A 24,913-nucleotide genomic window follows, 5' to 3' on the forward strand; every position below is an offset into this window, starting at 1 on the left:
ATAATACTTGAAAAGGAAAATATTTCCGTTTTCAATACAACAACGGGGTGAGCGGTTCGCGCGGTTCAAACGCGCCGCCCGCCGCCCCGCGTCGAGGGATCAATCCAAAGATCAAAAGCTTCAGGAGAGCGCCGTGACCGTCGTCCTTCCCACGCCAACGCAACTTCGTGCCGTCGCCGAGCAGTGCGGCCTGTCCCTGACCGATGAGGACGTGGCCTCGTTCCGCGGCCTGATGCAGGGCTCGGTCGACGCCTACAACCTCGTCGCCGCGATGCCGGACGAACTGCCCGAGGTGAAGTATCCGCGCACGCCCGGCTATCGGCCGGCGCCGGAAGACAACAAGCACAACGCCTGGTACCGCAAGTCGACGGTGAAGGGCGCGGCCTCCGGCAAGCTCAAGGGCAAGACGGTGGCGCTGAAGGACAACATCATGCTGGCCGGCGTGCCGATGACCAACGGCTCGTCGACGCTGGAAGGCTATATCCCCGATTTCGACGCCACCATCGTCACGCGCATGCTGGATGCCGGCGCCGAGATCGCCGGCAAGACGCACTGCGAGCATTTCTGTCTGTCCGGCGGCAGCCACACCGGCTCCTACGGGGCGGTGCACAATCCGCACAAGATGGGCTATTCGGCCGGCGGCTCGTCGTCGGGCTCCGGCGTCGTGGTCGCGCTCGGCGAGGTCGACATGGCGATCGGCGGCGACCAGGGCGGCTCGATCCGCATGCCGTCCTCGTTCTGCGGCACCTACGGCATGAAGCCGACCTGGGGTCTCGTGCCCTACACCGGCATCATGCCGATCGAGATCTATGTCGACCACACCGGCCCGATGACCGCGACCGTGGAAGACAACGCGCTGCTGCTGGAAGTGCTCGCCGGCGACGACGGCTATGATCCCCGGATCAAGGCGCCGAAGGTCGAGGACTACACCAAGGCGCTCGGCAAGGGCGTCAAGGGCATGAAGATCGGCATCGTCAAGGAAGGCTTCGAGCAGCCGACCGCGGAGGCCGCGGTAAATGAAAGCGTGCACGAGGCGGCCAAGCGCTTAAAGGATCTCGGCGCCAGCGTCGAGACGGTGTCGATCCCGATGCACATGCTCGGCGGCGCGATCTGGACGCCGATCGGCACCGAGGGCCTGACACAGACCATGATGTTCGGCGACGGCTATGGCCTCAGCCGCGGCGACCTCTATTCGACCTCGCTGATGGATCACCATCGCGGCTGGCGCCGCCAGGCCGATTCGCTGTCGGAGACGACGAAGCTGTTCATGATGCTCGGCACCTACATCAACAACACCTTCGGTCCGCGCTTCTACGGCAAGGCGCTCAACATCTCCCGCCGGCTGGCCGCGGCCTATGACAAGGCCTTCAAGGATTACGATCTGCTGCTGATGCCGACCACGCCGATGAAAGCGACGAAGTTGCCCGAGGCCAATGCCAGCCGTGAAGAGTACGTCGCCCGCGCACTGGAGATGATTTCCAACACCGCGCCGTTCGACATCACCCATCATCCGGCGATGTCGCTGCCCTGCGGCATGGTTGACGGCCTGCCGGTCGGCCTGATGCTGGTCGGCCGGATGTTCGAGGAATCCACCATCTACCGCGCCGCGCACGCCTTCGAGCAGGCCGGCGACTGGAAGAAGATGTGAGGCGCCGCTTGTCGCAGACGCAGGGTCGATGGATCGAACACCATGGCTAGCACCTTCGCCGCGGTGTTCGAGATCGTGAGCTTCGGCGCGATCATCGTGCTGGTCGTGCTCGGGCTCGGCATCATCGCCAGCATGATGGGCATCTTCAACTTCGCGCAGGGCGAGTTCGTCCTGCTCGGGGCCTATGTGACCTATCTGGCTTACGCCCATGGCGCGCCGGTCTGGGCCGGCATGGTCGCGGCGCCCTTCGTGGTCGGCGCGATCGGCTTCGTGCTGGAGGCGCTGATCATCAGGCGCTTCTACGCCGCGCCGATCGTGGCGATGCTCGGCACCTATGCGCTCGGGCTGATCATCCGCGAAAGCGTCCGCGGGCTGATCGGCGGCTTCTATCTCACGGTGCCGGAGCCGATCGGCGGTTCGATCGACCTCGGCTCCGTCCACATCTCGGCCTGGCGCTTCACCATCATCGTGATCACGCTACTGGTGATGGGCGGCTGCTATCTGCTGCTGGCGCGCACGAGCTTCGGGCTTCGGGTCCGCGCCACGCTGGAGAACCCGGCGCTGGCGCGCGCGTCGGGCATCTCGACGCCGCTGATCTACGGCGCGACCTTTGCGTTCGGCGCGGCGCTCGCCGGGCTAGCCGGCGCGCTGATCGTGCCGGTGTTCTCTCTGTTTGCCGATCTCGGCATCCGCTTCCTGATCCAGGGCTTCGTCGCCGTGATGGTCGGCGGGGTCGGCTCGTTCATCGGGCCGGTCGCCGGCGCCGGCGTGATCGGCACGCTCAGCGCGGCGCTGCCATGGGTGATGTCTCCCGTCGTCGCCGACGTCCTCGTCTTCGTGCTCGCCATCGCCTTCATCAAATTCCGGCCGCAAGGCCTCATTGCTGGGAAAGGGGTCTAATCACCATGTCGATCGAACGCATGAACATCACGCGCCGCCGCTTCATGAGCAATTTCGCCTTCGCGACCGGTGCGCTCGCGACCGGGGTCGGAAGCTGGGTGGTGAGGCCCGATTGGGCCAACGCCGCCGAGGGCCCGATCAAGGTCGGCATCGCAACCGACCTGACCGGTCCGATCGCCTATGCCGGCAACGCCGACGCCAACGTCGCCAAGATGGTGATCAAGGAGATCAATGCCGGCGGCGGCCTGCTCGGCCGGCCGCTCGAGCTCTACATCGAGGACACCGCCTCGAACGAATCGGTCGCGGTCGGCAATGTCCGCAAGCTGATCCAGCGCGACAAGGTCGACATGGTGCTGGGCGGCATCACCTCGTCGATGCGCAACGCGATCAAGGACCCGATCGTGGCGCGCGGCAAGACGCTCTACATCTATCCGCAGCTCTACGAGGGCAAGGAGTGCACGCCCTATCTGTTCTGCACCGGGCCGACGCCGGCGCAGCAATGCGACGAGTTCATTCCGTGGCTGATCAAGAACGGCGGCAAGAAGTTCGCGCTGCCGAGCGCCAACTATGTCTGGCCGCACACGCTCAACGTCTACGCCCGCAAGGTGATCGAGGACAATGGCGGCGAGGTGGTGTTCGAGGAGTACTACCCGCTCGACCAGGTCGACTTCTCGTCGACCGTCAATCGCATCGTCTCCAACAAGGTCGATGTGGTCTTCAACACCGTGATCCCGCCGGGCGTCGGGCCGTTCTTCAAGCAGCTTTATGAAGCCGGCTTCCTCAAGAATGGCGGGCGGCTCGCCTGCGTCTACTATGACGAGAACACGCTCAACATCAACCAGGCCAACGAGATCGAGGGGCTGGCGAGCTGTCTCGATTACTTCAAGGTGCTGACCAAGGAGGATCCGTTCAACGCCAAGATCCAGGCGGCCTATGAGAAGGATTTTCCGGGCAACTTCCTGTTCGCGGCGGGCAGCGCCGCCACTGGAACCTATCGCGGCCTCAAGCTCTGGGAAGCGGCAGTCAAGGAAGCCGGCAAGGTCGACCGTGACTCGGTTGCGGCCGCGCTCGACCACGCCAAGATCGCCGAAGGGCCCGGCGGCCCCGCCGAAATGGTGCCGGGCAAGCGTCACTGCAAGATGAAGATGTACACCGCTGTTGCCAAAGCCGGGAACTATGAGATCGTGGCGCGCAGCGCCGGTCTCGTCGATCCCAAGGAATGCTGAGCAATCAATGGGTGGAGCAGAGCAGGCCGTCGCACGCATCGGTGAGGGACCGGATGTCGTGACGCGCGAGGACGCACCGGCCGCGAGCGCGCCGGCGGGACAGGCATCGGCAGGGTGGAAGGTCCTGCCGATCGTGGAAGGGCTGGTGCTCTTGATCGCACTGGTCCTGCCATGGGTGCTGCAGGATTATCTCACGGTGTTCGCCACCCGCGTGGTGATCCTCGCGCTGTTCGCGCTGTCGTTCGACCTGGTGTGGGGCTATGCCGGCATCATGAGCTTCGGCCAGGCGTTGTTCTTCGGCGCCGCCGGCTACGGCGTGGCGTTGCTCGCGCGCGATCTCAACGTCACCTCGATCCTTCTGATCCTGCCCGCCGGCATGCTGATCGGCCTCACTGCGGCGCTGCTGCTCGGCGGTTTCCTGCTGCTCGGGCGCTATCCCTCGAGCGTGATCTTCGTCTCGCTCGGCACCCTGACCGGCTCCTATGCCGCCGACCGGCTGGCGCGCGGCTGGTACTATCTCGGCGGCCAGAACGGCATCCCGTCGATCCCGCCGCTCACGCTCGGCGGCTACGAGTTCGAGGAGGGGCCGGTCTACTACTACATGGTGCTCGGCATCCTCGTGGTGGTCTATCTGCTGTGCCGCTTCCTGGTCCGCTCGCAATTTGGCCTCGCGCTCGCCGGCCTGCGCGAGAACGAGCAGCGCATCGCCTTCTTCGGCTACAAGGCGCAGCACCTGAAGGCGATCATCTTCGCGGTCGGCGGCACCATCGCCGGCCTCGCCGGCAGCCTCTATGCCTTCCACGAAGGATTCGTCTGGCCCAACATGCTGGGCGTCGTGTTCTCGACCCAGGTCGTGCTCTACGTGTTGTTCGGCGGCTCCGGCACGCTGATCGGCGCCGTGATCGGCACCGTGATCATCGAAGGTGTCAGCTTCTGGCTGTCGGACAATTACCGCGACGTCTGGCCGATCATCCTCGGCGTGCTGCTGCTGCTCGTGATCATGTTCCGCCCGCTCGGGCTGGTCTCCTTCGTGCTCGGCGAGCGCGAGCGGGTCGGTAGCTTCGGCAAGGGACCGAACAAGGCGCCAAAGCCAAAGGAGACCGGTCATGCCGCTCCTTGAGGCGTCAGGCATCAGCAAGGTGTTCGGCAAGCTCACCGCGCTCGACGGTGCGGCGCTGACCGTCGGCGAGAACGAGTTTCATGGCCTGATCGGCCCCAACGGCTCGGGCAAGAGCACGCTGATGAAATGCGTCGCCGGCGCCGAGGTGCCGACCACAGGAAAGGTTTCCTTCGTCAACACCGACATCACGGCATTCACGCCGACCGAGCGCGCCCGCGCCGGCATGAGCCTGAAATTCCAGATCACCTCGGTGCTGCCGACGCTGACGCTGTACGACAACATCCTGCTGGCGCTGCAGGCGCATTCGTCGCTGTTCGATCTCGTGCTGTCGCGCACCCGCAACAGGCTGCACGATCAGGTGATGACGATGCTGACCCAGTTCCGTCTCGCCGATCGCGCACATGACGCCGCAGCGGCGCTGTCGCACGGCCAGCAGCAATGGCTCGAGATCGCGATGGCGCTCGCCGGCAAGCCGCGGCTGTTGCTGCTGGACGAGCCGACCGGCGGCATGAGCCTCGAGGAGCGCCGTGTCACCGGCGAGCTGTTGCAGCCGATCAAGCAGCATTGCTCGCTCGTCATCGTCGAACACGACCTCGATTTCATCCGCGACATCTGCGACCGCCTCACCGTGCTCGACCAGGGCAAGGTGCTGGCGTCGGGGACGGTCGCGGAAATCCAGGCCAACAAGAGCGTCCAGGAGATTTATCTTCGCCGTGCCTGACCAGTCCTTCCTCGATATCCGGCATCTCGATGCCGGTTATGGCCGCAGCCAGGTCCTGTTCGATGTCAACATCGGCATTCCCTGGCGCGGCGGCGTCGCCGTGCTCGGCCGCAACGGCGCCGGCAAGACCACGCTGATGAAGACCATCGTCGGCGAGCTCGCAAGCTCGCAGGGCGAGCTGCACTTCGACGGCCGCGACATCACGCGGCGCCGCACCGAGGAGCGGGTGCGCTCCGGCATCGGCTACGTGCCGCAGGAGCATTCGGTGTTTGCCCGCCTGTCGGTGCGCGACAACCTCGCCGTCGGCTCGCTGACCAATTCCGATGCGCGGGCGGTCGATCGCGTGCTGGCGATCTTCCCGAAGCTCGGCCAGCGCCTCGACCAGCCGGCCGGCACGCTGTCCGGCGGCGAGCGCAAGATGCTGGCGATCGGCCGCGCCATGCTCGGCAATCCGAAGCTGCTGCTGCTGGACGAGCCGACCGAAGGCGTCTGGATCGGCGTGATCGAGGAGATCACCGAGCGGCTGATCGAGCTTGCCAAGAGCATCTCGGTCGTGATCGTCGAGCAGCATCTCGACCTCGCGCTGCGCGTCGCCGACTACGCCTATGTGCTGGACCGCGGCCGCGTCGCGCTGCAGGGCGCAGCAGGCGAGGTACGCAACGATCCGGAACTGCTGCGGTATCTGGCGCCGTAGCGCGCCTACCACGCAATCTGGCTGCGCTCGGGCCGGTCGCTCAACAGCGGCTTCCCGAACAGCGACGGCACAAGGTCATCGAGGAAGAGCAGCAGTTGGGCCCGGAAGCCCGGTCCGGTACCGCCGGCGCGGTTCAGCGGGATGATCGCTTCGGCGGCCACCTGCCAGGTCACCGCCACATATGCAAAGCCGGGATTTGCGGTCGCCGCGGTCGCCTGGCCGCGCGGGCTGTCGAACTGTAACTCAACCAGCGGCACCAATTGATTCAACGGCTCGTCTTTCGGCGGTCCGCCGTCGAATCGCTTAGTCAGATACAGCGTGCTGTATTGGATCGAGAAGCCCCAGTGCAGCGTCTCGACCGCGGGCGAGAGGACGGTGTCAAACCGGCCTGTCAGCGCATTGGGTGCCAGTGCCCGGCCTCCCGTGCCGACCGGTACCTCGCCGACGACCGCGCCTGTGACGGCAAACGGGCGCAGCCATGATACCGAGTCCGGGAGATCGCCAAACCCTTTGCCGAAGAAGATGCCGGGCTGGATCGTGTCGGGCGCGTCGGCGCCGACCGCGACGGCACCGGAGTGGCCGATCCCCCAGGCGAGGCTGACCGACATCAGCGCTTCGTGGCGGTTGTCGCGGTAAGCCTCATATTTGAGTCCGATATTGGTCTTGTCGAAACCTGACGTGCGGCCGGTCGGCCAGTTCTGGTGCAGCCATGAGCTGTCGACGGTGAACGCGAGCGTCGGCGTCAACAGCCGGGCAAAGGCCCCATTGATGCGGTTCTCGGCGACATTGCTGCCCTGTGCGGGATGATCGAGGTAGCTGAAATTGGGCAGGATGAGCTCATCTGCGACGGCGGGGTCGTCAAATGTCATCGTGCCGGCGAAGTAACGGTTGCCGGCGATGCCATGCGCGTGCGCCGCCTGCGTCCACAGCAGCGGCGCGATCAGGAGCGCGCCTCTGCGGAGAGTTTTCGGCCTGCTCGACATCGCCCTGCCTGGAGTAAACTGTCGCTTGATCAATATAGGGTACCCCCCTATATTACAATCCATGTCGCACACCATCAAGCACAAGTCCAAGCTCATGGGCCGGGTCAGGCGCATCAAAGGGCAGATCGAGGCGGTCGAGCGTGCGCTCGAATCCGAGCTCGGCTGTGCCGACGTGCTGATGCTGGTCGCCTCGGTGCGCGGCGCGGTGAACGGGCTGACCGCCGAGCTGCTCGAAGATCATATCCGTCATCACGTCGTCGATCCCGCGCAAGAGAAAGACCCCGAGAAGGCGCAGGGCGCGGCGGACCTGATCGATGTCGTCCGCACCTACCTCAAGTGAGGCGATAGCCGGCAAGGGCTCCAGCAAGCCAAAGCCGGGTAAGTGACGACCCTGGTTCCCAGGAACGAAGGGCGCCGCCTGCCGTTAGCCAGCGGGAGGATTCATCGATGCGCTATCTTTCGATCGCCGCTTTCGGTGTCGCCGCGATGATGAGCAGCGGTGCCGTATTGGCTCAGCATTCCGGCACCAAAGAGGAACAGAGTGCGTGCTCGCGCGACGCGCAGCGTTTCTGCCGCAAGGACCTCGGCAATGACGGCGCCGTGCAGAGCTGCCTTCAGATGAAACGCGCCAGTCTGAGCCGAAGCTGCAGGAAGGTCTTCGAAAGCCACGGCATGTAACCGTCACCAGCCGGTGCGGCGTAAGTCTTGTTGATCAACGCGACGGCGTCTCGCCGACGTGTTCGACAAGGTGCGCGCGCGAGGGCGACGGCTCAAACCGGTCGGCGAAGTACTGCGTTTCGTGGACGACCTGTCCGTCGCGGAATTCCATGATACTCACCGTGTAGGACGGGATGCCGTCATAGGTCAGCACGAATTCGGTGACCCAGAGGTCGCCGCCGCCGATCATGCGCTGGATCGTGAAGCGCTTCGTGTTCGGCTGCACCGTCCGGCTCTGCTGAATGTTGCGCCGGCCGCGGATCCGCTCGCCCGATTGCGGATAATCGAGCACCGCATCCTCGCGATAGATCTCATGCTCGCGCTCGAAATCGCTCGCGTCCGAAGCCTCCCAATGGCGCTCCAGCGCCGTGCGTATGGCTCGATCGTCCATCGCAATCTCCCGGCTTTGCCCCGTGTGCTGATCTGACGACCGTCGACGCGTGATTGGCAAGGGGAATGTGGCGGCGAAGGGGGCTACGATTGCCATCCTCATCGTCGTCCTGGCTTTCGCCAGGACGACGGTTGGAGATTGTTTGCGCTACAGCAGTATTGCGACTCGCGGCGGCGACCTGTCTGTGCGCGGTCGCGCCCCCGCCTACTTCACCGCGGAGAAGCGGGTGTCGAACGAGTTTGTCTGCACGACCGGCGCGGAGCCGGCGAGCTGGGTCGACGCTGGCGCGGCCGGCGCTGCGGCGGCGTTGGTCACCTGCGGCTTCGGTGCAGGCTTGGCAGCCTGCTTCGGCTCCGCCTTCGGGGCGACGCGCAGCACCGATTGCGGCTTGGCCTCGGCGACCTTCGGCTTGGCCGGCGCGGCGGCGGCCGGAGCGGGCTGCGACGCGGCCGGCTTGCTGGCGTCGGCGGTGGCGTCACCGATGCCGACCTTGCGGGCAAAGCTCGAGAAGAAACCTTCGGATTTGTCGGACGCGTTCGCCGAAGCAACCCGGGTGCTGGCCGGCGACGTGGTCGACGACGGTGTCGCGACCGAGGTCGACGACGTCGTCGCCACGACAGGCTCTTCCCGCTGGACCGCGAGATTGGGCCGCGGCGGATTGACCGTGCCGGGGATCGTGCCGGGCGCGCGCGCCAGCGCCATCGATGCCAGCGCCTGGCTGTCGCCGCCTTCGGACAGACCGGTGTTTCCTTCAGGAATCTTCGAGGCGAAGATCGCATTCATGCCGCCGTCGATGCCGGTGTTGAGGCGCGCCACGGGCGTACCCTTCGCGGCCAATTTGGCCATCTCGGCGTCGTCGCGCTGCTCCTTCCCGCGCACGGCGCTCGCGATCTCCTCGGGGATCACATAGGCCGGGCACTTCGCCGATGCATTGAACACCGGATCGCGCACAGCGTCAGGCGGCTTCACCGCGTCGAAGACGTATTTCTTCTCGCAGAAGTCGACCTTCGGCTCCTGCTTCGTCACCTCGAAATGATCGTTGCCTTCCTTGATCATCTTCCAGAAAGGCATGTTCGGGTTGTTGCGGTGCTTGGCCATGTTCACCGGCGTCATCCGGAACGGATAGGCCTGAAACTGGAAGGCCTTCTGGCCACCGAAGAACGACTCGCGGCCGAGCGAATAGATTTCCGCGATCTGCTCGTCGGTCATCGCGTAGCAGCCGCGCGACGAGCAGTCGCCGTGCACCATCAGCTCCGAGCCGGTGCGGCCGAGCGACTTGTCGAACGCGTTGGGGTAGCCGGTGTTGAACGACAAATAGTAGGCCGACTGCGGATTCATCTGGCTCGGGTTGATCGAGTAGAATCCTTCGGGCGCCTGGCGGTCACCCTCGCGGACCTTCGGGCCGAGATCGCCCGACCAGCGGCAGATCGGATAGGTCTTGAGCAGCGCGAACTGGCCGGAGCGGGTCTGCTTCCAGACCTCGAGCTCGGCCTCCTGCTTGAACAGCCGCACCAGGATCGGCGACTGCATGTCCATGTCCTTCTCGGTCATGGCAGCGACGAGCTTTGGCGGGACCGGCTGGTTGGCCTTGGCGTTCTGGGCGAGCGAGATCTGGTCGCTGTCACAGCCGGCGAGCATGACACCCGCGGCGAGGACCGCCGAAGTCAGAAGCGCGCGTACGAGCGTGCGATGAGTCAAGTCCGAGCTCCACACCCACCGGGCGATTTTCGCGACCCCAACACGGCGAATATGCCCTGAAGCCATTGTGTAAAATATTAGCCTTCGACGCCCCCTGCTCGCAACCTGAACGAAGGCTGACACCGCTCACGGTAGCAGGCATGGTTCAAGGAACGTTAAAGACCCGGCTCGGGGCCCAATTGCGGCAAAATCGACCGATTTGGTTGAAAAATCCGGCGGTTCGGGCGCCTCAACCCAGCTTGCGGCCGATATCCAGGAACTTCTGGCGCCGCTGCTTGCGAATCGCGTCCGGATCAAGATTTCGTAGGTCGTTGAACGCCTGGGCGATGGCGTCGCCCGTGGTCGCGATCATCGCGGCGGGGTCGCGATGAGCGCCGCCGGAGGGTTCTTTCAGGATCTGGTCGATCACGCCGAAGCGCAGCATGTCCTGGGCGGTGATCTTCATGCTGTTGGCTGCTTCCTGGGCCTTGGTGCCGTCGCGCCACAGGATCGAGGACGCCGCTTCCGGCGAGATCACGCTGTAGATCGCGTGCTCCATCATCAGCACGCGGTTGGCCGTGGTGATCGCGATGGCGCCGCCCGACATGCCTTCGCCGGTGACGATCGCGACATTGGGCACGCCGAGCGACAGGCAGGCGTCGATCGAGCGCGCGATCGCCTCGGCCTGGCCGCGCTCCTCGGCGCCGATGCCGGGATAGGCGCCGGCGGAATCGACGATCGACAGCACCGGAACGCCGAACCGGTCGGCCATCTCCATCAGGCGCACTGCCTTGCGGTAGCCCTCGGGGCGCGCCATGCCGAAATTGTGCTTGATGCGGCTGTCGGTGGTGGCGCCCTTCTCCTGACCGACCACGCAGATGCTCTCGCCGCGGAAGCGGCCGAAGCCGCCGATCAGGGCCTCGTCGTCGGCGAATTTGCGGTCGCCGGCCATCGGGGTGAATTCGGTGATCAGGCTGCCGATGAAATCGGTGAAGTGCGGCCGCTGCGGATGCCGCGCCACCAGCGTCTTCTGCCACGGCGTCAGATTGGCATAGAGGTCGGTGAGGGCCTGCGCCGCCTTGTCCTCGATCCGCGCGACCTCGTCGCCGATGTCGCTGCCGCTCGCGGCAAGCGCACGCAACTCGTCGATCTTGGATTCAAGCTCGGCGACGGGTTTTTCGAAGTCGAGATAGCTGCGCATCGGGTCGGGCATCAACTCAATATAGGGAGGAACAATGCGAGGGGCGAAGCGGTTTTGGCGGTGGCAAGAGAAGTTTTGTAACTTCAATCGGTTAACGCGCATTCGGGTGGAATGCACGCTTCGGGACGCAGGCAGGTGACGCTCTTTCTGCGGAGACGCAGCGGAAGTCAAGGTGGATCAGGTGAAGGTATCGAGGTCTCCGACGCTTGTAACCGGGATGAAGCGACTTGTCCGCCGTAGCTCGAAGAGCGAAGGCGGAAGCGTAATCCGGGGAAGCTATATCCGCGGAAATACCTACCCCGGATTTCGCTTGCGCTGCATCCGGGCTACGGGCCGCTACGATTTCTCCGCCAGCGGATGCAGGTCGCGGACCAGGCTCTTCAGCCGCTCCTCGACCACATGGGTGTAGATCTGGGTGGTGGAGATGTCGGTGTGGCCGAGCAGGGTCTGCACGATGCGCAGGTCCGCGCCATTGTGCAGCAGGTGGCTGGCGAAGGCGTGGCGCAGCACGTGCGGGGAGACCAGCCGCGGCGCCAGGCCGGAGGCGGCCGCGAGCTCCTTCAGGTCGCGGGCGAAATGCTGCCGGGTCAAATGGCCGCTCTCGCCGGAGGACGGAAACAACCACTTCGACGGCGCGGCCTTCTTCGCCTTCGGCTGCATCACCTCCAGCGCGGCGAGGTAATCCGCCATCGCCTGGCGCGAGGCGTCGTTCAGCGGCACCAGCCGCTCCTTGTTGCCCTTGCCGCGCACCACGATCATCCGCGCGTCGCGCCGCGCCGCGGAGACCGGCAGCGACACCAGCTCGGAGACGCGCAGGCCGGTGGCGTAGAGCACCTCGAGCAGGCAGTACAGCCGCAGCGCGCGCAGCCGCTGCGCCGGCGAGACGTCGGTCTGGGTCAGCTCCTTGGCGCGGGTCAGCATGCGGTCGACGTCCGCGATCGACAGTACCTTGGGCAGGCCGCGGCCGCGCTTCGGGCCGGACAGGATCGCGGCCGGATCGTCGCCGCGGACCCGTTCGTTGAGCAGGAAGCGGTAGAGATGCCGCATTGCCGACAGCCGTCGCGCCACGCTCGTCGACTTGAAGCCTCTGGTATCGAGATCGGCGAGATAGCCGCGCAACGCTTCGGTGTCGGCGCTGGTGAAATCGGCGCCAGCGTGGGCGAGGTAGTCGGAGAAATCGGTGAGGTCGCGCCGGTAGGCGTCGAGCGTGTTGCGGCCTGCGCCCTGTTCCGCGGCGAGCATGTCGAGGAACAACGCGGTCAGCTTGGCGTCGGAGGACTTGGTTTTGGGCTTGGCGGGAGCTTTGGCAGCAGCGGGCATGCCAGAATCATAGCGCCTATTTCTTGAGGAACTTATCCGGTGGGATGGTCACGCTCATTTCCCGCGGTTTCGGGTGCACGAAATTCGCCAGCGCGAAGACGATGCCGTAGCCGATCCCGAAAATCACGGCGACGACCGTCAGGAAGCGGAACAGGCTGGGCATGGAGGCGACTCAGGCGGCGAATTAACCAATGAAATCATCCAACATGTTCCCCGCGCGGTTGCAAGAGTCGCTGGTAACGGTATCGCCGGGGGTAGTATAGGTGGCTCGAATTCTGAACAAATCGTCCCAATATCCGAGCTTTTTGATGTCCGACGCAGCCGTCCCGGCGCCCACCCACCCGACCCTGGAGGCCGATATCACGGCCGCGCTGGGGACGCGGTCGATCGTGCTGGTCGGCATGATGGGGGCGGGCAAGTCGACGATCGGCCGGCGGATCGCGACGCGGCTGCAATTGCCATTCACCGACGCCGACACCGAGATCGAGACGGCTCACCGGATGACGATTCCGGAAATCTTCCAGGAATATGGCGAGCCTTATTTCCGAGACGGCGAGGCGCGGGTGATCGCCCGCATCCTCGACGGCGGCTCGGTCGTGCTGGCGACCGGCGGCGGCGCCTTCATGCGCGAGGAGACCCGCAACAAGATCCGCGACCGCGCCGTTTCAATCTGGCTCAAGGCCGACAGTGATATCATCATGCGCCGGGTCCGCCGCCGCGCCGACCGCCCGCTGCTGCAGACCGCCGACCCCGAGGCGACCGTCAACCGGCTGCTCAGCGAGCGCGAGCCGGTCTACCAGAACGCCGATCTGACGATCGCCTCGCGCGACGTGCCGCACGACCGCATCGTCGACGAATGCCTCGAGGCCCTGCACGCGCATCTGTGCGGCGTGCGTCCGGCCGACGAGCCACCAGCTGATGGATTGAACGCGACCCCATGACTGCGCCCTTGAAACACTCCGCCTCCGTTACCGTCGACGTCGCGCTCGGCGACCGTGCCTATGACATCGTCATCGGCCGCGACGTGCTGGCCTCGCTGGGCGAACGCGTCGCGGCGCTGCGGCCCGGCGTGCGCACCGCCATCGTCACCGACCGCACCGTCGCGAAACATTGGCTGGAGCCGGCCGAAGCGTCGCTGGCGGCCGCAGGCGTGCCGACATCGCGGATCGTCGTCGAGGAGGGCGAGGGCTCGAAGGGCTACGCCACGCTGACGCAGGTCAGCGAGGCGCTGATCGCGGCGAAGATCGAGCGCAACGATCTGGTGATCGCGCTCGGCGGCGGCGTGGTCGGCGATCTCGCCGGCTTCGCGGCTGCGATCCTGCGCCGCGGCGTCGATTTCGTGCAGGTGCCGACCTCGCTGCTGGCGCAGGTCGATTCTTCGGTCGGCGGCAAGACCGGCATCAACTCGCCGCAGGGCAAGAACCTGATCGGCGCGTTCCACCAGCCGGTGCTGGTCATCGCCGATACCTCGGTGCTCGACACGCTGTCGCCGCGCCAGTTCCGCGCCGGCTACGCCGAGGTCGCCAAATACGGCATCCTCGGTGACGAGGCGTTCTTCGCCTGGCTCGAAAAGAACCACGCCGACATCTTCTCGGGCGGCGCGGGGCGCGAGCACGCGATCGCAACCTCCTGCCGCGCCAAGGCCGGTGTCGTTTCCCGCGACGAGCGCGAGACCGGCGAGCGCGCGCTGCTTAATCTCGGCCACACCTTCGGCCATGCGCTGGAAGCCGCGACCGGCTTCTCCGACCGCCTGTTCCACGGCGAGGGCGTCGCGGTCGGCATGGTGCTCGCCGCTGAATTCTCGGCGCAGCTCGGCATGATTTCATCTGACGATGCGGCCCGCATCGCGCGTCATCTTTCCGCGGTAGGATTGCCGACGCGCCTGCAGGATATCGCAGGCTTCACGCAGGAAGGGCTTGCCGATGCCGACGCTCTGTTGGCGCTGATGGCGCAGGACAAGAAGGTCAAGCGCGGCAAGCTCACCTTCATCCTGCTGGAGGCGGTCGGCCGCGCCGTGATTGCCAACAATGTCGAGCCTCAGCCGGTGCGCGACTTCCTGCAAGCCAAGCTGAAGGCCTAGAGCGGGATGACTCTCCTTCGGATCGTCATGCCGCTCTATCTCTTTGATTTGAGCATGATCTTTTCGGAAAACCGCTACACACTTTTCCGGATCATGCTCTAGCCACGGATCAAGCCAGTGGGATGGTTGACCTTCTCGATCGTGCTGCTCTGTCTGCTCGTCTCCGCCTTCTTCTCGGCGAGTGAGACGGCGCTGACCGGTGCCTCGCGCGCCAGCATGCTGCGGCTGTCCAAGCAGGGCAACAGCGACGCCACGGTGGTCTCGAGCCTGATGGCGATGCGCGAGCGGATGATCGGCGCGCTGCTGCTCGGCAACAATATCGCCAATATCGGCGCCTCCGCGCTCGCCACCGGCATCTTCACCGCCTGGTTCGGCGATGTCGGCGTGCTCTATGCCACCGGCGTGATGACGGTGCTGGTGGTGATCTTCGCGGAAGTGCTGCCCAAGACCGTCGCCATCAACGCGCCGGACCGGGTGTCGCTGCTGGTGGCCCGGCCGATGCGGCTGACGGTGTTCGTGCTCGGCCCGCTTCTCACCATCATCGAAGGGATCGTCCGCGCCCTGATGCGGCTGCTTGGCATCAAGATCGGCGCGCATCAGGCCATCCTGTCGCCGACCGAACGCCTGCGCGGCGCGGTCGATCTGCTGCATCACGAGGGCAAGGTCGAGAAGCAGGACCGCGACATGCTCGGCGGGTTGCTGGACCTCAGTGAGCTGCAGGTCTCCGACGTCATGGTCCACCGCACCGAGATGACCATGGTCAACGCCGACCTGCCGCCCGAGGAGCTGGTGCGCGAGGTGCTGGCCAGCGAATACACCCGCATCCCGCTGTGGCGCGAGAAGCCGGAGAACATCGTCGGCGTGCTCCACGCCAAGGACCTGCTGCGGGCGATGCGCGCCAATGAGGGCGACATGTCCGCGATCGACGCCTCCGCGATCGCGCTGCCGCCGTGGTTCGTGCCGGAGATGCGCCCGGTCTCCGAACAGCTGAAGGCGTTCCGCCGCCGCAAGACCCACTTCGCCCTCGTGGTCGACGAGTATGGCGAGGTCGAAGGCATGGTGACGCTGGAGGACATCCTGGAGGAGATCGTCGGCGACATCTCCGACGAGCACGATGTCGTCGTCGCCGGCGTGCGTGCCCAGCCGGACGGCTCGGTCGTGGTCGACGGCTCGGTGCCGATCCGCGACCTCAACCGCGCGATGGACTGGCGCCTGCCGGACGAGGAGGCGACCACGGTTGCCGGCCTCGTGATCCACGAGGCGCGGTCGATTCCCGATCGCGGCCAGAGCTTCACCTTCCACGGCTTCCGCTTCCGCGTGCTCCGCCGCGAGCGCAATCGCATCACCGCGCTGCGCATCGTCGCCGTCCCGCGCGAGGCGGCCGAGCTCGACGAGAAGAAGCCGAAGCGGGCGGGGACGGCGTTCTAGTTCGCGTAGGCAGTCTGCATGCACCGTCACCCTGAGAGGATGTGAGGCTATATCCTCGTCCACCGCTGTCATCGCCCGGCTTGACCGGGCGATCCAGTACGCCGCGACCTCTCGGCTCAAGCACCGCGGTCTCTGGGATACTGGATCACCCGCATGCGCGGGTGATGACACCGAGCAAGCTGAGCAATCACCCCGTCACCCTGAGACGCGCTACGCGCTCCTCAGGATGACGGGTCTGATAGGCGCGCCAATGGTTACTCGATGTCGATCGTGATGCCCGACAGCTTCCACGCGCCGTCGGAGGGGATGAAGCCGAGCTGATACTTCACCTGCTTGGGCGTGGTGTCGAAATGGCCCTTCAGCCGCAACACGCCCTTGTCGTCGATCTTGGCGTCCTCATCGAGGACGATCGGCTTGGCCACCACGGCGTCGAACACCGCGTGCTTGTCGACCAGATCCTTGAAGATCGTCTTCAGCTTGTCCGGCGAAAACTGGTCGCGGAACGGCTTTGAGATCTTGGCGTGGAACACGGTGAAATTGTTCGCGGCCACCGCGTCGTTGAGCGAGACCAGGATGCTCTTGATCAGCACCTCCTGGACGAACGGGCTCGGCATATCCAGCGCCGAGGCCGGGCGCATCGCGCAGATCAGGAGCAGGCCGGCGGCGGCGACAATCGACCGGAAACGTGGCCAGCAAGGGATCATCAATGGCCCCATATCAAGCGTGGCGATACGATCCATCATTCACCTGCTCGCATATGGAGCAGGCCCGTCGCCCGAGGTCCCATTCTCATAACGGAAAACCACTGCTTCGTCTTGAGCCAAGCGCGAGCTAGCGCGGCTTTTCCCCGGGGCCGTGGGCATGGATCGCCAGCGCGTGCACCGAGCCGGCGAGTTCCTGCGCCAGCGTCGCATTTATCATGCGATGGCGTTCGATCCGGCTCTTCCCTTCGAAGGCCGGAGACACAATATATACCCTGAAATGCGTCTCGCCGCCTGGCCTGTGGCCGGCGTGGCCCTCATGCAGATGTGACTCATCGACCACGTCGAGGCTTTCAGGCAAGAAAGCTTCACGCAACTTGTTTATGATAGCGTCTTTGGTGCTCATGGCGGCGGAGTTAGGTCCGCGACGGCTTTTCGTCAATGGTGCAAGCGGGAAACGAGGTCTGCGCAATGTCAAGACTTGAAGATTTGTGCATTGCGTAGTCAAAGAGAACATGCCGATCGATTCATCAAAATTCTTCGACTCCATTCGCATCAAGCCGACCAAGGTGAGTGCGAAGCGCCAGGCGCAAGCCGGTGAGCAGGCCGTTGCCTGCGAGTGGGCGGGTTGCCAGAACAAGGGCGCGCACCGCGCCCCGAAGGGCCGCGAGAATTCGCGCGAGTATTGGCACTTCTGTCTCGATCACGTCCGCGAGTACAACCAGTCCTACAATTTCTTCCAGGGCATGAATCCTGACGACGTCGCGCGCTACCAGAAGGACGCGCTGACCGGCCATCGCCCGACCTGGAAGATGGGCGCCAACAACGGCAAGAAGGAGAGCGGTCTCGACGCCGCCTCCGATCCGTTCCACGTGTTCTCCGAGCTCAACGGCCGCGGCCGCTGGCGTCCCGGACCGGGTGGCGCGGAGCCCAAGCCCGAGACGCGCAAGGTGATGAATGCCGAGCGCAAGGCACTGCTGGTGATGGGGCTCGGCGCCGGGGCCACGCTCGAAGACGTCAAGTCGAAGTACAAGGCGCTGGTGAAGCAGCACCATCCCGACGCCAATGGCGGCGACCGCTCCACCGAGGATCGCCTGATCGAGATCATCAAGGCGTATAATTATCTGAAGACCGTGGTGCGCGAGGCATGAACTCTCGCCTCCGTCGCCCCTGCGAAAGCAGGGGCCCATAACCACCGGCGGTTATTGTTCACGCGAGACGTTTGCCAGATTGCCCCATCGTTGGGCCGCGGCGTATGGGTCCCTGCTCCCGTGCGCAACTGCGCCCTAGGCAGGGACGACGGCGGAGATTGTGGCTCCGCCATCGTCCAACGGTGCGGTTTTGTAGCCCGGATGAAGCGAAGCGCAATCCGGGGCACATCTATCCGCGGTCATACCGTTCCCGGATTTCGCTGCGCTCCATCCGGGCTACGGTTCGCGGTTAGCTCTCAGTCCTTCGGCACTGCCCCGACATAGGACGAACTCGGCCGGATCAGCCGGCCGGTGCGGCGCTGCTCCAGCGCGTGCGCAGTCCAGCCGGCGGCGCGGGCCACCGCAAAGATCGGCGTGAACGCCTGGCGTGGGATCTCCAGCCCGTCGAGCAGGATCGCGGTGAAGAACTCGACATTGGTCTCCAGCGGCCGCTCCGGATTCTTCTTGCGCAGTGCTGCGCGGATATAGGCCTCGACCTCGCCGGCAAACGGCAGGTCGGCGCCGCTGGCCTCCAGGCGTTCGATCGCAACCTTCAGCACGTCGGCGCGCGGATCGCGCACGCGATAGACGCGATGGCCGAACCCCATCAGCCGTTCGCCGTGCGCCAGCGCGCCGTCGACCCAGGGCTGGATGCGCTCGCGCGTGCCGATCGCGTCCAGCATCTCCAGCACCGGCTCCGGCGCGCCGCCATGCAGCGGGCCGGTCAGCGCGCAATAGCCGCCGGTGATCGCCGCGAACAGATCGGCCTGGGTCGATGCGATCACCCGCGTGGTGAAGGTCGACGCATTCATGCCGTGATCGCACACGGTGACGAAATAGGCGTCGAGCGCGGCGACCTCGCGCGGCTCGGTCTTGCCGCCCCGCAGCATCCGCAGCGTGTCGGCGGCGTGGCTGGCATTCGGGTCCGGCGCGATCGGGGCATGTCCCTTCGCGCGCTGGACCAGGGCGCCCGCGATCACCGGGAAGGCGCCGACGATGGTCGCCTCGTGCTCAAGCCCGTTCTCGCCGCGGAGGCCTGCGACCGCGGCGCGGAAGCCGTCGACAACAGACATGCCGCGCGTCGCCGGCAGCAGGTCCGGCAGGCGGGCAAAGGCGCGTTCGCGGGCGGCGCCGAGGCTGGCGCGGACATTGGCTTCGCTCAGTGACTTGCCGGTGGCGCCGTTCCACAGCCGCGCCGTGACGCCCTCGAAGCTCGACTTGCCGGCGAGGTTGGCGACGTGCTCGCCGGCGATGATCAACTCGCCGCGCTCGCCGTCGACATGGCTCAACACGGTCTCGGCGGCGGGAACGCCGTCCAGACCGATCTGGCTCTTGGTGAGAATCATGTTCATGGCCCGATCTCCTTGCTTCACGCCTCAAAGGTCGGGCCTCTCGACGAGTTGATCAATCTTGATTATATAAATCAATATGAAAAAATCCGCCGAGCTTTACCTCTCCGCGCGTGAAGCCGCCGCCGAGCTCGCGATCTCGCCGGCGACCCTCTACGCCTATGTCAGCCGCGGCCTGATCCGCTCCGAGCCGTCGCCGGATTCGCGCAGCCACCGCTACCGCGCCGAGGACATCAGAGGCTTGAAGGAGCGCCGCGTGCCGTCGCCGGAGCCGCGCGGGTTTCGCAATTTCGATGCCGACCTGCCGGTGATGGATTCGGCGATCGCAACCATCACCGAGCAGGGCCCGATCTATCGCGGCGTGAACTGCGTCGATCTCGCCCAGCGCGACACGCTGGAACACACCGCGACGCTGCTGTGGGACGTCACCGGCGTCGATCCGTTCGCGGCGGACAATTGCCCGCATGTCTCCGATGAAATGCGGGCGATCGCGGAAGCCGCGCGGCGCGCCCAGCCGATCGACCGGACGGTCGCCGTGCTGGCGCTGGCGGCGAGTGCCGATCCCGGCGCCTTCACCCGCGCGCCCGATGGCCGCGCGATGGTCGGCGGGCGCATCCTGCGGCTGCTGGTCGCGACCATGCTCAATGCGGCGCCGTCGGCGGACCTGTTGCATGAGCAGGTGGCGCGGGTCTGGACATCAGACAACAAGCACGCGCCCGACCTGATTCGCCGCGCGCTGGTGCTGCTCGCCGATCACGAATTGAATGCCTCGACCTTCACCGCGCGCTGCGCGGCATCGACCGGCCTCAATCTGTATGACGCCGTGATTGCCGGGCTCGTCGCGCTGAAGGGGCCGATGCATGGCGGCGCCGGGGTGCTCGCCTCACGTCTGGTCAAGACGATGATCGACAACGACGTTGCGCCTGTCGTCCGCGAGCGCGTCGCGCTCGGCGAGCGCTTCGCCGGCTTCGGGCACGGCGTCTACAAGAAGGGCGACCCGCGCGCGATCTCGCTGCTCGAGGCCCTGACCCGGGCCGGCGCACCGCGCAAATTCACCCGGGAAGTGCCGGAGCGGATCGCGGAAGCAACCGGCGAGTTCGTCAACATCGATTACGCGCTGGCGGTGCTGGTGCATGCGCTGCGAATGCCGGCGGGGAGCGAGCTCGCGCTGTTCGCGATGGCGCGCAGCGTCGGCTGGATCGCGCATGCGAGCGAACAGCTTCAGCTCGGCAAGCTGATCAGGCCCCGCGCGCGCTATGTCGGACCGGCACCCGGGCGCGCCGGCACCACCAACAGTATCTAGCTATTTCGCCGGCCTGGCCGGTTCGATCAGGCCGCCGCCATGCCGGCGGCGGATGGTCCAGATCGCCAGCGACAGGATGACGGCGCCGCCCGCGACCGCGAACATCCACAGATGCTTGCCGACATGTTCATGATGCGGCAGGCCGGCATAGTCGTGCAGCGCGGTGACGGCGAGCACGCCGGGCAGCACATGGGCTGGCGCCCAGAGCAGGATCGCGGGAATGTTGACCGCGTAGAAGCGCGCCGGCGGCATGTCGAGCGCGCCGGCGGTGATCGGCACAAAGGCGCGAATCGGCGGCACGAAGCGGGCGAAGAACACCGCGAGCACGCCCCAGCGGTTGAAGAAGGCCTCGCTCTGCGCGACCACGCGCGGGTAGTTGGAAAGCGGCCAGGCCGACAGGATCTCGCGCTGGCTGCGGTGGCCGATCAGATAGGCCGTGCCGTCGCCGAGCATCGCGCCGGCGGCCGCGGCGGCGAGCACCGGCACAAGCTTCAATTCGCCACCCGGGACCAGCGCGCTCAGCGCCAGGATGATGGTCGAGCCCGGCACCAGCGAGCCGACCACCGGGACTGCTTCCAGCAAGGCGGCCAGAAACAGCGTCAGATAGGCGAGCCAGGCATGGGCCGAAACGAACGCGATCAAAGGGTCAAGGAATGACGTCACTGAATTCCTGGGTGGCGATGAAACAGGTCCGAGAGCTAACAACTCCCCGCGGGGCTGAAAAGTGCCTGCGGACAGGCCGCCGTGGCGCTGCGGCGAAAGTACGGCGGGATTTGCAGAGCAGCCTTCCAAAAACCGAGTTTTGCGCCTATCTTTATGATACAACAACGGAACTTTGATTTGCCCGTGGGCTTCTGCCGGCCGATGCTCTCTGCTAGGCTCGCGCGTAGCACCCCATCCGCAGCCAAATGACCTAAATCTGGTTTCGGGAATGCCCGGGACCTCGGAGGATGAATGACGACGGCCGTCCAGACCAAAGCGCAAGAACCCGTCGGTTTGCCCGACATGAAGGTTTCGGTTCGGCAGGTCTTCGGGATCGATAGCGATCTGGAAGTTCCCGCCTATTCCGAAGTCGATCCGCATGTGCCGGAAGTCGACAGCGACTATCGCTTCGACCGCGCCACCACGCTTGCGATCCTCGCCGGCTTTGCCAAGAACCGCCGCGTGATGGTCACCGGCTATCACGGCACCGGCAAGTCGACCCACATCGAGCAGGTTGCGGCCCGCCTCAACTGGCCCTGCGTGCGCGTCAACCTCGACAGCCATATCAGCCGTATCGATCTCGTCGGCAAGGACGCCATCGTGGTCAAGGAAGGCAAGCAGGTCACGGAATTCCGCGACGGCATCCTGCCCTGGGCGCTGCAGCACAACATCGCGCTGGTGTTCGACGAATACGATGCCGGCCGTCCGGACGTGATGTTCGTGATCCAGCGCGTTCTGGAAGTCTCCGGCCGCCTGACGCTGCTCGACCAGAACAAGGTGATCAAGCCGCATCCGGCGTTCCGCCTGTTCTCGACCGCCAACACGGTCGGCCTCGGCGACACGTCGGGCCTCTATCACGGCACCCAGCAGATCAACCAGGGCCAGATGGACCGCTGGTCGATCGTCACCACGCTGAACTACCTCGCCCATGACGAGGAAGTGGAGATCGTGCTGGCGAAGGCGAAGCACTATCGCACCCAGGAGGGCCGCGACATCGTCAACAAGATGGTGCGGCTGGCGGATCTCACCCGCAACGCGTTCGCCAATGGCGACCTGTCGACGGTGATGAGCCCGCGCACGGTGATCACCTGGGCCGAGAACGCTGACATCTTCAACGACATCGGCTTTGCGTTCCGCGTCACCTTCCTCAACAAGTGTGACGAGCTGGAGCGGCCGCTGGTCGCCGAGTTCTACCAGCGCTGCTTCAACGTCGAGTTGCCGGAATCCTCGGTCAACGTGGCGCTCAGCTAGTCCATGCCGAAAATCTCCGTCGAGCGCACAGTCACACAGACGAAGAAGGCGGTGCTCGGCGGATTGCTCCGCTACAACAACGAGAAGATGGGGAAGCAGAAGTACAAGCGCTTCGCCATCTCGCTGCGGCAAGGCGACGAGATCGTCGGCGGCATCGTCGGCGAGGTCTGGACCGCGGTGTTGTTCATCCAGCTGTTCTGGATGGAGCAGAAGTTTCGCAACAAGGGCTTTGGCACGAAGCTGATCAAGGCGATCGAAGACGAGGCGCGGCGCTTCGGAGCCACGCAATCCTATCTGGATACGATGAGCTTCCAGGCGCCGGGATTCTACCGCGCCAATGGATATAAAGAGTTCGGTTCGATTGAGGGGTATCCCGGCGGCGTCACGCGCCACTGGTTTACGAAATCGCTATGACAACCTCCAATATCAAATTCCGTCCCGGATCAAAGGAAGCGCCGACCGAGCCGTTCAAGCGCTCGGTGTCGGCCTGCCTGAAGGCGATCGCCAAGAAGCCGGAGCTCGAGGTCAGCTTCGCTGCCGAGCGACCGGGGCTTGCGCCCGGCAAGGCGCGGCTGCCGGAGCCGGCGCGCAAGATGACCAAGCGCGATGCGGCGATCGTGCGCGGCCACGCCGACTCGATCGCGCTCAAGATCGCGTGTCACGATCCGAAGGTGCATCGCAAGCTGATGCCGGGCAATCCGCAGGCGCGCGGCGTGTTCGAGGCGGTCGAGCAGGCGCGCGTCGAGGCGATCGGCTCGCGGCGGATGGCCGGCGTCGCGAAGAATCTCACCGCGATGCTCGACGATCATTTCCACCGCGGCAAGTATGACGAGATCACCGACCGCGCCGATGCGCCGCTGTCGGATGCGCTGGCGATGCTGGTGCGCGAACGCCTGACCGGCATGGCGCCGCCCGCGGCCGCCAAGAAGATGGTCGATCTCTGGCGTCCGACGCTGGAGGACAAGATCGGTTCGCGGCTCGACCAGCTCAGCCGTTTCACCGAGGACCAGGCCAGGTTCGGCGACATGGTTCACGATCTGCTGTCGGCGCTCGATCTCGGCGACGACCGTAACATGGATTCCGACGACGACGATGACCAGGACGAGAACCAGGACGGCGAGAACGATCAGTCCGGCGCCGAGGGCTCGCCCGATTCCGACGCCGCGCAGGAGATGAGCGCCGACCAGGCCCAGACCACCGCGGAAGAGATGAGCGAAAGCGCGATGGAGAGCGCGCAGGCCTCCACGTCAGACACGTTCGACGACGGCGAGCTCGGCGACGACGAGACGCCGGGCGAGGCGACGCGGCCGAATTCCCGCGGCCAGAACGAGCCGCGCGGCCCGGAATATCATGCGTTCGCGCCGAAGTTCGACGAGGTGATCGCCGCCGAAGATCTCTGCGATCACGACGAGCTCGAGCGGCTGCGCTCCTACCTCGACAAGCAGCTTGCGCATCTGCAGGGCATCGTGGCGCGGCTCGCCAACCGCCTGCAGCGCCGCCTGATGGCGCAGCAGAACCGCGCCTGGGACTTCGATCTCGAGGAAGGCATCCTGGATCCGGCGCGGCTGTCGCGCGTCGTCACCGATCCCTATCATCCGCTGTCCTTCATGCATGAGAAGGAGGCGACCTTCCGCGACACCGTGGTGACGCTGCTGCTGGATAATTCTGGCTCGATGCGCGGCCGTCCGATCACGGTTGCCGCCACCTGCGCCGACATCCTGGCGCGCACGCTGGAGCGTTGCGGCGTCAAGGTCGAGATCCTGGGCTTCACCACCCGCGCCTGGAAGGGCGGGCAGTCGCGCGAGGCGTGGCTTGCGGCCGGCAAGCCGGCCAATCCCGGCCGGCTCAACGATCTCAGGCACATCATCTACAAATCGGCCGACGCACCGTGGCGCCGTGCGCGCAAGAATCTTGGCCTGATGATGCGCGAGGGCCTGCTCAAGGAGAACATCGACGGCGAGGCGCTCGACTGGGCGCACAAGCGCCTGCTGGCGCGTCCCGAGCAGCGCCGCATCCTGATGATGATCTCCGACGGTGCGCCGGTCGACGACTCCACGCTCTCGGTCAATCCCGGCAACTATCTCGAGCGGCACCTGCGCCACATCATCGAGGAGATCGAGACCCGCTCGCCGGTCGAGCTGATCGCGATCGGCATCGGTCACGACGTGACGCGCTATTATCGTCGCGCGGTCACCATCGTGGATGCCGAAGAGCTTGGCGGCGCCATCACCGAAAAGCTCGCCGAGCTGTTCAGCGAGACCCAAGGCTCGGCGCCCGCACCGGGCACGCGGCGCCGCCTCCACTCGTGAGA

Annotated in this window: 26 protein-coding genes; 16 read left to right on the forward strand and 10 right to left on the reverse strand. The window is 65.4% G+C overall.

What is annotated here, in order from left to right:
* The first annotated feature begins 133 nt into the window (after window positions 1–133).
* From ACE10Z_RS01760 to ACE10Z_RS01785, 6 genes are read left to right on the forward strand one after another with little or no spacing between them, the layout of a single operon-like run.
* Complete coding sequence (locus ACE10Z_RS01760) at window positions 134–1,648, forward strand: amidase (RefSeq protein ID WP_375786414.1); 1,515 nt, start codon at window positions 134–136, stop codon at window positions 1,646–1,648.
* Between the two features lie 42 nt (window positions 1,649–1,690).
* Window positions 1,691–2,548: a branched-chain amino acid ABC transporter permease gene (locus tag ACE10Z_RS01765; RefSeq protein WP_194457249.1), complete on the forward strand. Its 858-nt coding sequence runs from the start codon at window positions 1,691–1,693 to the stop codon at window positions 2,546–2,548.
* A gap of 5 nt (window positions 2,549–2,553) precedes the next feature.
* The gene (locus ACE10Z_RS01770) at window positions 2,554–3,774 is read left to right on the forward strand and encodes a substrate-binding protein (RefSeq protein ID WP_375786415.1); all 1,221 of its coding nucleotides are present in this window, start codon (window positions 2,554–2,556) and stop codon (window positions 3,772–3,774) included.
* A gap of 7 nt (window positions 3,775–3,781) precedes the next feature.
* Window positions 3,782–4,894 carry a branched-chain amino acid ABC transporter permease gene (locus ACE10Z_RS01775; protein ID WP_375786416.1) on the forward strand — a complete coding sequence of 371 codons (1,113 nt, stop codon included), beginning with the start codon at window positions 3,782–3,784 and terminating at the stop codon, window positions 4,892–4,894.
* Window positions 4,881–5,615: an ABC transporter ATP-binding protein gene (locus ACE10Z_RS01780; RefSeq protein WP_375786417.1), complete on the forward strand. Its 735-nt coding sequence runs from the start codon at window positions 4,881–4,883 to the stop codon at window positions 5,613–5,615. The genes ACE10Z_RS01775 and ACE10Z_RS01780 overlap by 14 nt, the downstream gene beginning before the upstream one ends.
* Window positions 5,608–6,309 (forward strand): ABC transporter ATP-binding protein, encoded by a 702-nt coding sequence (locus ACE10Z_RS01785; RefSeq protein WP_375786418.1) that lies wholly within the window; start codon window positions 5,608–5,610, stop codon window positions 6,307–6,309. The genes ACE10Z_RS01780 and ACE10Z_RS01785 overlap by 8 nt, the downstream gene beginning before the upstream one ends.
* Before the next feature lie 5 nt (window positions 6,310–6,314).
* Here the strand turns inward: ACE10Z_RS01785 and ACE10Z_RS01790 are convergent, their stop codons facing one another.
* Entirely contained in the window at window positions 6,315–7,292 is a 978-nt protein-coding gene (locus tag ACE10Z_RS01790) for a hypothetical protein (RefSeq protein WP_375786419.1), read from the reverse strand.
* Window positions 7,293–7,353: 61 nt separating this feature from the next.
* Between ACE10Z_RS01790 and ACE10Z_RS01795 the strand changes: the two genes are divergently transcribed.
* Window positions 7,354–7,632 carry a metal/formaldehyde-sensitive transcriptional repressor gene (locus ACE10Z_RS01795; RefSeq protein WP_375786420.1) on the forward strand — a complete coding sequence of 93 codons (279 nt, stop codon included), beginning with the start codon at window positions 7,354–7,356 and terminating at the stop codon, window positions 7,630–7,632.
* Window positions 7,633–7,778: 146 nt separating this feature from the next.
* Window positions 7,779–7,970 (forward strand): hypothetical protein, encoded by a 192-nt coding sequence (locus ACE10Z_RS01800; protein ID WP_375790072.1) that lies wholly within the window; start codon window positions 7,779–7,781, stop codon window positions 7,968–7,970.
* A 34-nt stretch (window positions 7,971–8,004) separates the two neighbouring features.
* Here ACE10Z_RS01800 and ACE10Z_RS01805 read toward each other — a convergent pair whose 3' ends face one another.
* The 5 genes from ACE10Z_RS01805 to ACE10Z_RS01825 all read right to left on the reverse strand — a co-directional run bounded on the left by ACE10Z_RS01805 (window position 8,005) and on the right by ACE10Z_RS01825 (window position 12,761).
* Window positions 8,005–8,400 (reverse strand): nuclear transport factor 2 family protein, encoded by a 396-nt coding sequence (locus ACE10Z_RS01805; RefSeq protein WP_375786421.1) that lies wholly within the window; start codon window positions 8,398–8,400, stop codon window positions 8,005–8,007.
* Window positions 8,401–8,604: 204 nt separating this feature from the next.
* Complete coding sequence (locus ACE10Z_RS01810) at window positions 8,605–10,098, reverse strand: L,D-transpeptidase family protein (protein WP_375786422.1); 1,494 nt, start codon at window positions 10,096–10,098, stop codon at window positions 8,605–8,607.
* A 229-nt stretch (window positions 10,099–10,327) separates the two neighbouring features.
* Entirely contained in the window at window positions 10,328–11,290 is a 963-nt protein-coding gene (locus ACE10Z_RS01815) for an acetyl-CoA carboxylase carboxyltransferase subunit alpha (protein WP_375786423.1), read from the reverse strand.
* Between the two features lie 324 nt (window positions 11,291–11,614).
* Entirely contained in the window at window positions 11,615–12,598 is a 984-nt protein-coding gene (gene xerD / locus ACE10Z_RS01820; protein WP_375786424.1) for a site-specific tyrosine recombinase XerD, read from the reverse strand.
* Window positions 12,599–12,614: 16 nt separating this feature from the next.
* Window positions 12,615–12,761 carry a hypothetical protein gene (locus tag ACE10Z_RS01825; RefSeq protein ID WP_050405944.1) on the reverse strand — a complete coding sequence of 49 codons (147 nt, stop codon included), beginning with the start codon at window positions 12,759–12,761 and terminating at the stop codon, window positions 12,615–12,617.
* Window positions 12,762–12,906: 145 nt separating this feature from the next.
* Here ACE10Z_RS01825 and ACE10Z_RS01830 point away from each other — a divergent pair, with 145 nt between their 5' ends.
* The 3 genes from ACE10Z_RS01830 to ACE10Z_RS01840 all read left to right on the forward strand — a co-directional run bounded on the left by ACE10Z_RS01830 (window position 12,907) and on the right by ACE10Z_RS01840 (window position 16,106).
* Complete coding sequence (locus ACE10Z_RS01830; RefSeq protein WP_375786425.1) at window positions 12,907–13,539, forward strand: shikimate kinase; 633 nt, start codon at window positions 12,907–12,909, stop codon at window positions 13,537–13,539.
* A complete protein-coding gene (gene aroB, locus ACE10Z_RS01835; protein WP_375786426.1) occupies window positions 13,536–14,678 on the forward strand; it encodes a 3-dehydroquinate synthase in 1,143 nt (380 codons plus the stop codon). The genes ACE10Z_RS01830 and aroB overlap by 4 nt, the downstream gene beginning before the upstream one ends.
* A gap of 117 nt (window positions 14,679–14,795) precedes the next feature.
* Complete coding sequence (locus tag ACE10Z_RS01840; RefSeq protein ID WP_223972130.1) at window positions 14,796–16,106, forward strand: HlyC/CorC family transporter; 1,311 nt, start codon at window positions 14,796–14,798, stop codon at window positions 16,104–16,106.
* A 254-nt stretch (window positions 16,107–16,360) separates the two neighbouring features.
* Here the strand turns inward: ACE10Z_RS01840 and ACE10Z_RS01845 are convergent, their stop codons facing one another.
* Complete coding sequence (locus ACE10Z_RS01845) at window positions 16,361–16,849, reverse strand: hypothetical protein (protein ID WP_375786427.1); 489 nt, start codon at window positions 16,847–16,849, stop codon at window positions 16,361–16,363.
* Window positions 16,850–16,937: 88 nt separating this feature from the next.
* Entirely contained in the window at window positions 16,938–17,213 is a 276-nt protein-coding gene (locus ACE10Z_RS01850) for a BolA family transcriptional regulator (RefSeq protein WP_028338206.1), read from the reverse strand.
* A gap of 109 nt (window positions 17,214–17,322) precedes the next feature.
* Here ACE10Z_RS01850 and ACE10Z_RS01855 point away from each other — a divergent pair, with 109 nt between their 5' ends.
* Complete coding sequence (locus ACE10Z_RS01855; RefSeq protein ID WP_092120102.1) at window positions 17,323–17,958, forward strand: J domain-containing protein; 636 nt, start codon at window positions 17,323–17,325, stop codon at window positions 17,956–17,958.
* A 296-nt stretch (window positions 17,959–18,254) separates the two neighbouring features.
* Here ACE10Z_RS01855 and ACE10Z_RS01860 read toward each other — a convergent pair whose 3' ends face one another.
* Window positions 18,255–19,349, reverse strand: coding sequence for a citrate synthase/methylcitrate synthase (locus ACE10Z_RS01860; protein ID WP_375786428.1), 1,095 nt, complete (start codon window positions 19,347–19,349; stop codon window positions 18,255–18,257).
* 76 nt (window positions 19,350–19,425) lie between these two features.
* On the opposite strand from ACE10Z_RS01860, the gene ACE10Z_RS01865 reads away from it, so the two are divergent.
* On the forward strand, window positions 19,426–20,649 hold the full coding sequence (locus ACE10Z_RS01865; RefSeq protein WP_375786429.1) for a citrate/2-methylcitrate synthase: 1,224 nt from the start codon (window positions 19,426–19,428) through the stop codon (window positions 20,647–20,649).
* Here the strand turns inward: ACE10Z_RS01865 and ACE10Z_RS01870 are convergent, their stop codons facing one another.
* Entirely contained in the window at window positions 20,650–21,312 is a 663-nt protein-coding gene (locus ACE10Z_RS01870) for a DedA family protein (protein ID WP_375786430.1), read from the reverse strand.
* 291 nt (window positions 21,313–21,603) lie between these two features.
* Between ACE10Z_RS01870 and cobS the strand changes: the two genes are divergently transcribed.
* The 3 genes from cobS to cobT are packed head-to-tail and all read left to right on the forward strand — an operon-like array spanning window position 21,604 to window position 24,911.
* The gene (cobS, locus tag ACE10Z_RS01875) at window positions 21,604–22,602 is read left to right on the forward strand and encodes a cobaltochelatase subunit CobS (protein ID WP_050405952.1); all 999 of its coding nucleotides are present in this window, start codon (window positions 21,604–21,606) and stop codon (window positions 22,600–22,602) included.
* A gap of 3 nt (window positions 22,603–22,605) precedes the next feature.
* Window positions 22,606–23,016, forward strand: coding sequence for a GNAT family N-acetyltransferase (locus tag ACE10Z_RS01880; protein WP_375786431.1), 411 nt, complete (start codon window positions 22,606–22,608; stop codon window positions 23,014–23,016).
* The gene (gene cobT / locus ACE10Z_RS01885) at window positions 23,013–24,911 is read left to right on the forward strand and encodes a cobaltochelatase subunit CobT (RefSeq protein WP_375786432.1); all 1,899 of its coding nucleotides are present in this window, start codon (window positions 23,013–23,015) and stop codon (window positions 24,909–24,911) included. The genes ACE10Z_RS01880 and cobT overlap by 4 nt, the downstream gene beginning before the upstream one ends.
* The last annotated feature ends 2 nt before the right edge of the window (window positions 24,912–24,913 follow it).

The sequence above is a fragment of the Bradyrhizobium sp. Pha-3 genome, assembly GCF_042258615.1.
Lineage (GTDB): Bacteria > Pseudomonadota > Alphaproteobacteria > Rhizobiales > Xanthobacteraceae > Bradyrhizobium.

Excerpts from the sequence above, each read along its gene's own strand:
- ACE10Z_RS01830 (WP_375786425.1), top strand. The coding sequence starts at position 12,907 with ATGTCCGACGCAGCCGTCCCGGCGCCCACCCACCCGACCCTGGAGGCC.
- ACE10Z_RS01860 (WP_375786428.1), bottom strand. The coding sequence starts at position 19,349 with ATGAACATGATTCTCACCAAGAGCCAGATCGGTCTGGACGGCGTTCCC.
- ACE10Z_RS01780 (WP_375786417.1), top strand. The coding sequence starts at position 4,881 with ATGCCGCTCCTTGAGGCGTCAGGCATCAGCAAGGTGTTCGGCAAGCTC.
- cobT (WP_375786432.1), top strand. The coding sequence starts at position 23,013 with ATGACAACCTCCAATATCAAATTCCGTCCCGGATCAAAGGAAGCGCCG.
- ACE10Z_RS01805 (WP_375786421.1), bottom strand. The coding sequence starts at position 8,400 with ATGGACGATCGAGCCATACGCACGGCGCTGGAGCGCCATTGGGAGGCT.
- ACE10Z_RS01800 (WP_375790072.1), top strand. The coding sequence starts at position 7,779 with ATGATGAGCAGCGGTGCCGTATTGGCTCAGCATTCCGGCACCAAAGAG.
- ACE10Z_RS01880 (WP_375786431.1), top strand. The coding sequence starts at position 22,606 with ATGCCGAAAATCTCCGTCGAGCGCACAGTCACACAGACGAAGAAGGCG.
- ACE10Z_RS01790 (WP_375786419.1), bottom strand. The coding sequence starts at position 7,292 with ATGTCGAGCAGGCCGAAAACTCTCCGCAGAGGCGCGCTCCTGATCGCG.
- ACE10Z_RS01815 (WP_375786423.1), bottom strand. The coding sequence starts at position 11,290 with ATGCCCGACCCGATGCGCAGCTATCTCGACTTCGAAAAACCCGTCGCC.
- cobS (WP_050405952.1), top strand. The coding sequence starts at position 21,604 with ATGACGACGGCCGTCCAGACCAAAGCGCAAGAACCCGTCGGTTTGCCC.
- ACE10Z_RS01850 (WP_028338206.1), bottom strand. The coding sequence starts at position 17,213 with ATGAGCACCAAAGACGCTATCATAAACAAGTTGCGTGAAGCTTTCTTG.
- ACE10Z_RS01825 (WP_050405944.1), bottom strand. The coding sequence starts at position 12,761 with ATGCCCAGCCTGTTCCGCTTCCTGACGGTCGTCGCCGTGATTTTCGGG.
- ACE10Z_RS01865 (WP_375786429.1), top strand. The coding sequence starts at position 19,426 with ATGAAAAAATCCGCCGAGCTTTACCTCTCCGCGCGTGAAGCCGCCGCC.
- xerD (WP_375786424.1), bottom strand. The coding sequence starts at position 12,598 with ATGCCCGCTGCTGCCAAAGCTCCCGCCAAGCCCAAAACCAAGTCCTCC.
- ACE10Z_RS01795 (WP_375786420.1), top strand. The coding sequence starts at position 7,354 with ATGTCGCACACCATCAAGCACAAGTCCAAGCTCATGGGCCGGGTCAGG.
- ACE10Z_RS01765 (WP_194457249.1), top strand. The coding sequence starts at position 1,691 with ATGGCTAGCACCTTCGCCGCGGTGTTCGAGATCGTGAGCTTCGGCGCG.
- ACE10Z_RS01855 (WP_092120102.1), top strand. The coding sequence starts at position 17,323 with ATGCCGATCGATTCATCAAAATTCTTCGACTCCATTCGCATCAAGCCG.
- ACE10Z_RS01770 (WP_375786415.1), top strand. The coding sequence starts at position 2,554 with ATGTCGATCGAACGCATGAACATCACGCGCCGCCGCTTCATGAGCAAT.
- ACE10Z_RS01775 (WP_375786416.1), top strand. The coding sequence starts at position 3,782 with ATGGGTGGAGCAGAGCAGGCCGTCGCACGCATCGGTGAGGGACCGGAT.
- ACE10Z_RS01845 (WP_375786427.1), bottom strand. The coding sequence starts at position 16,849 with ATGATGGATCGTATCGCCACGCTTGATATGGGGCCATTGATGATCCCT.
- aroB (WP_375786426.1), top strand. The coding sequence starts at position 13,536 with ATGACTGCGCCCTTGAAACACTCCGCCTCCGTTACCGTCGACGTCGCG.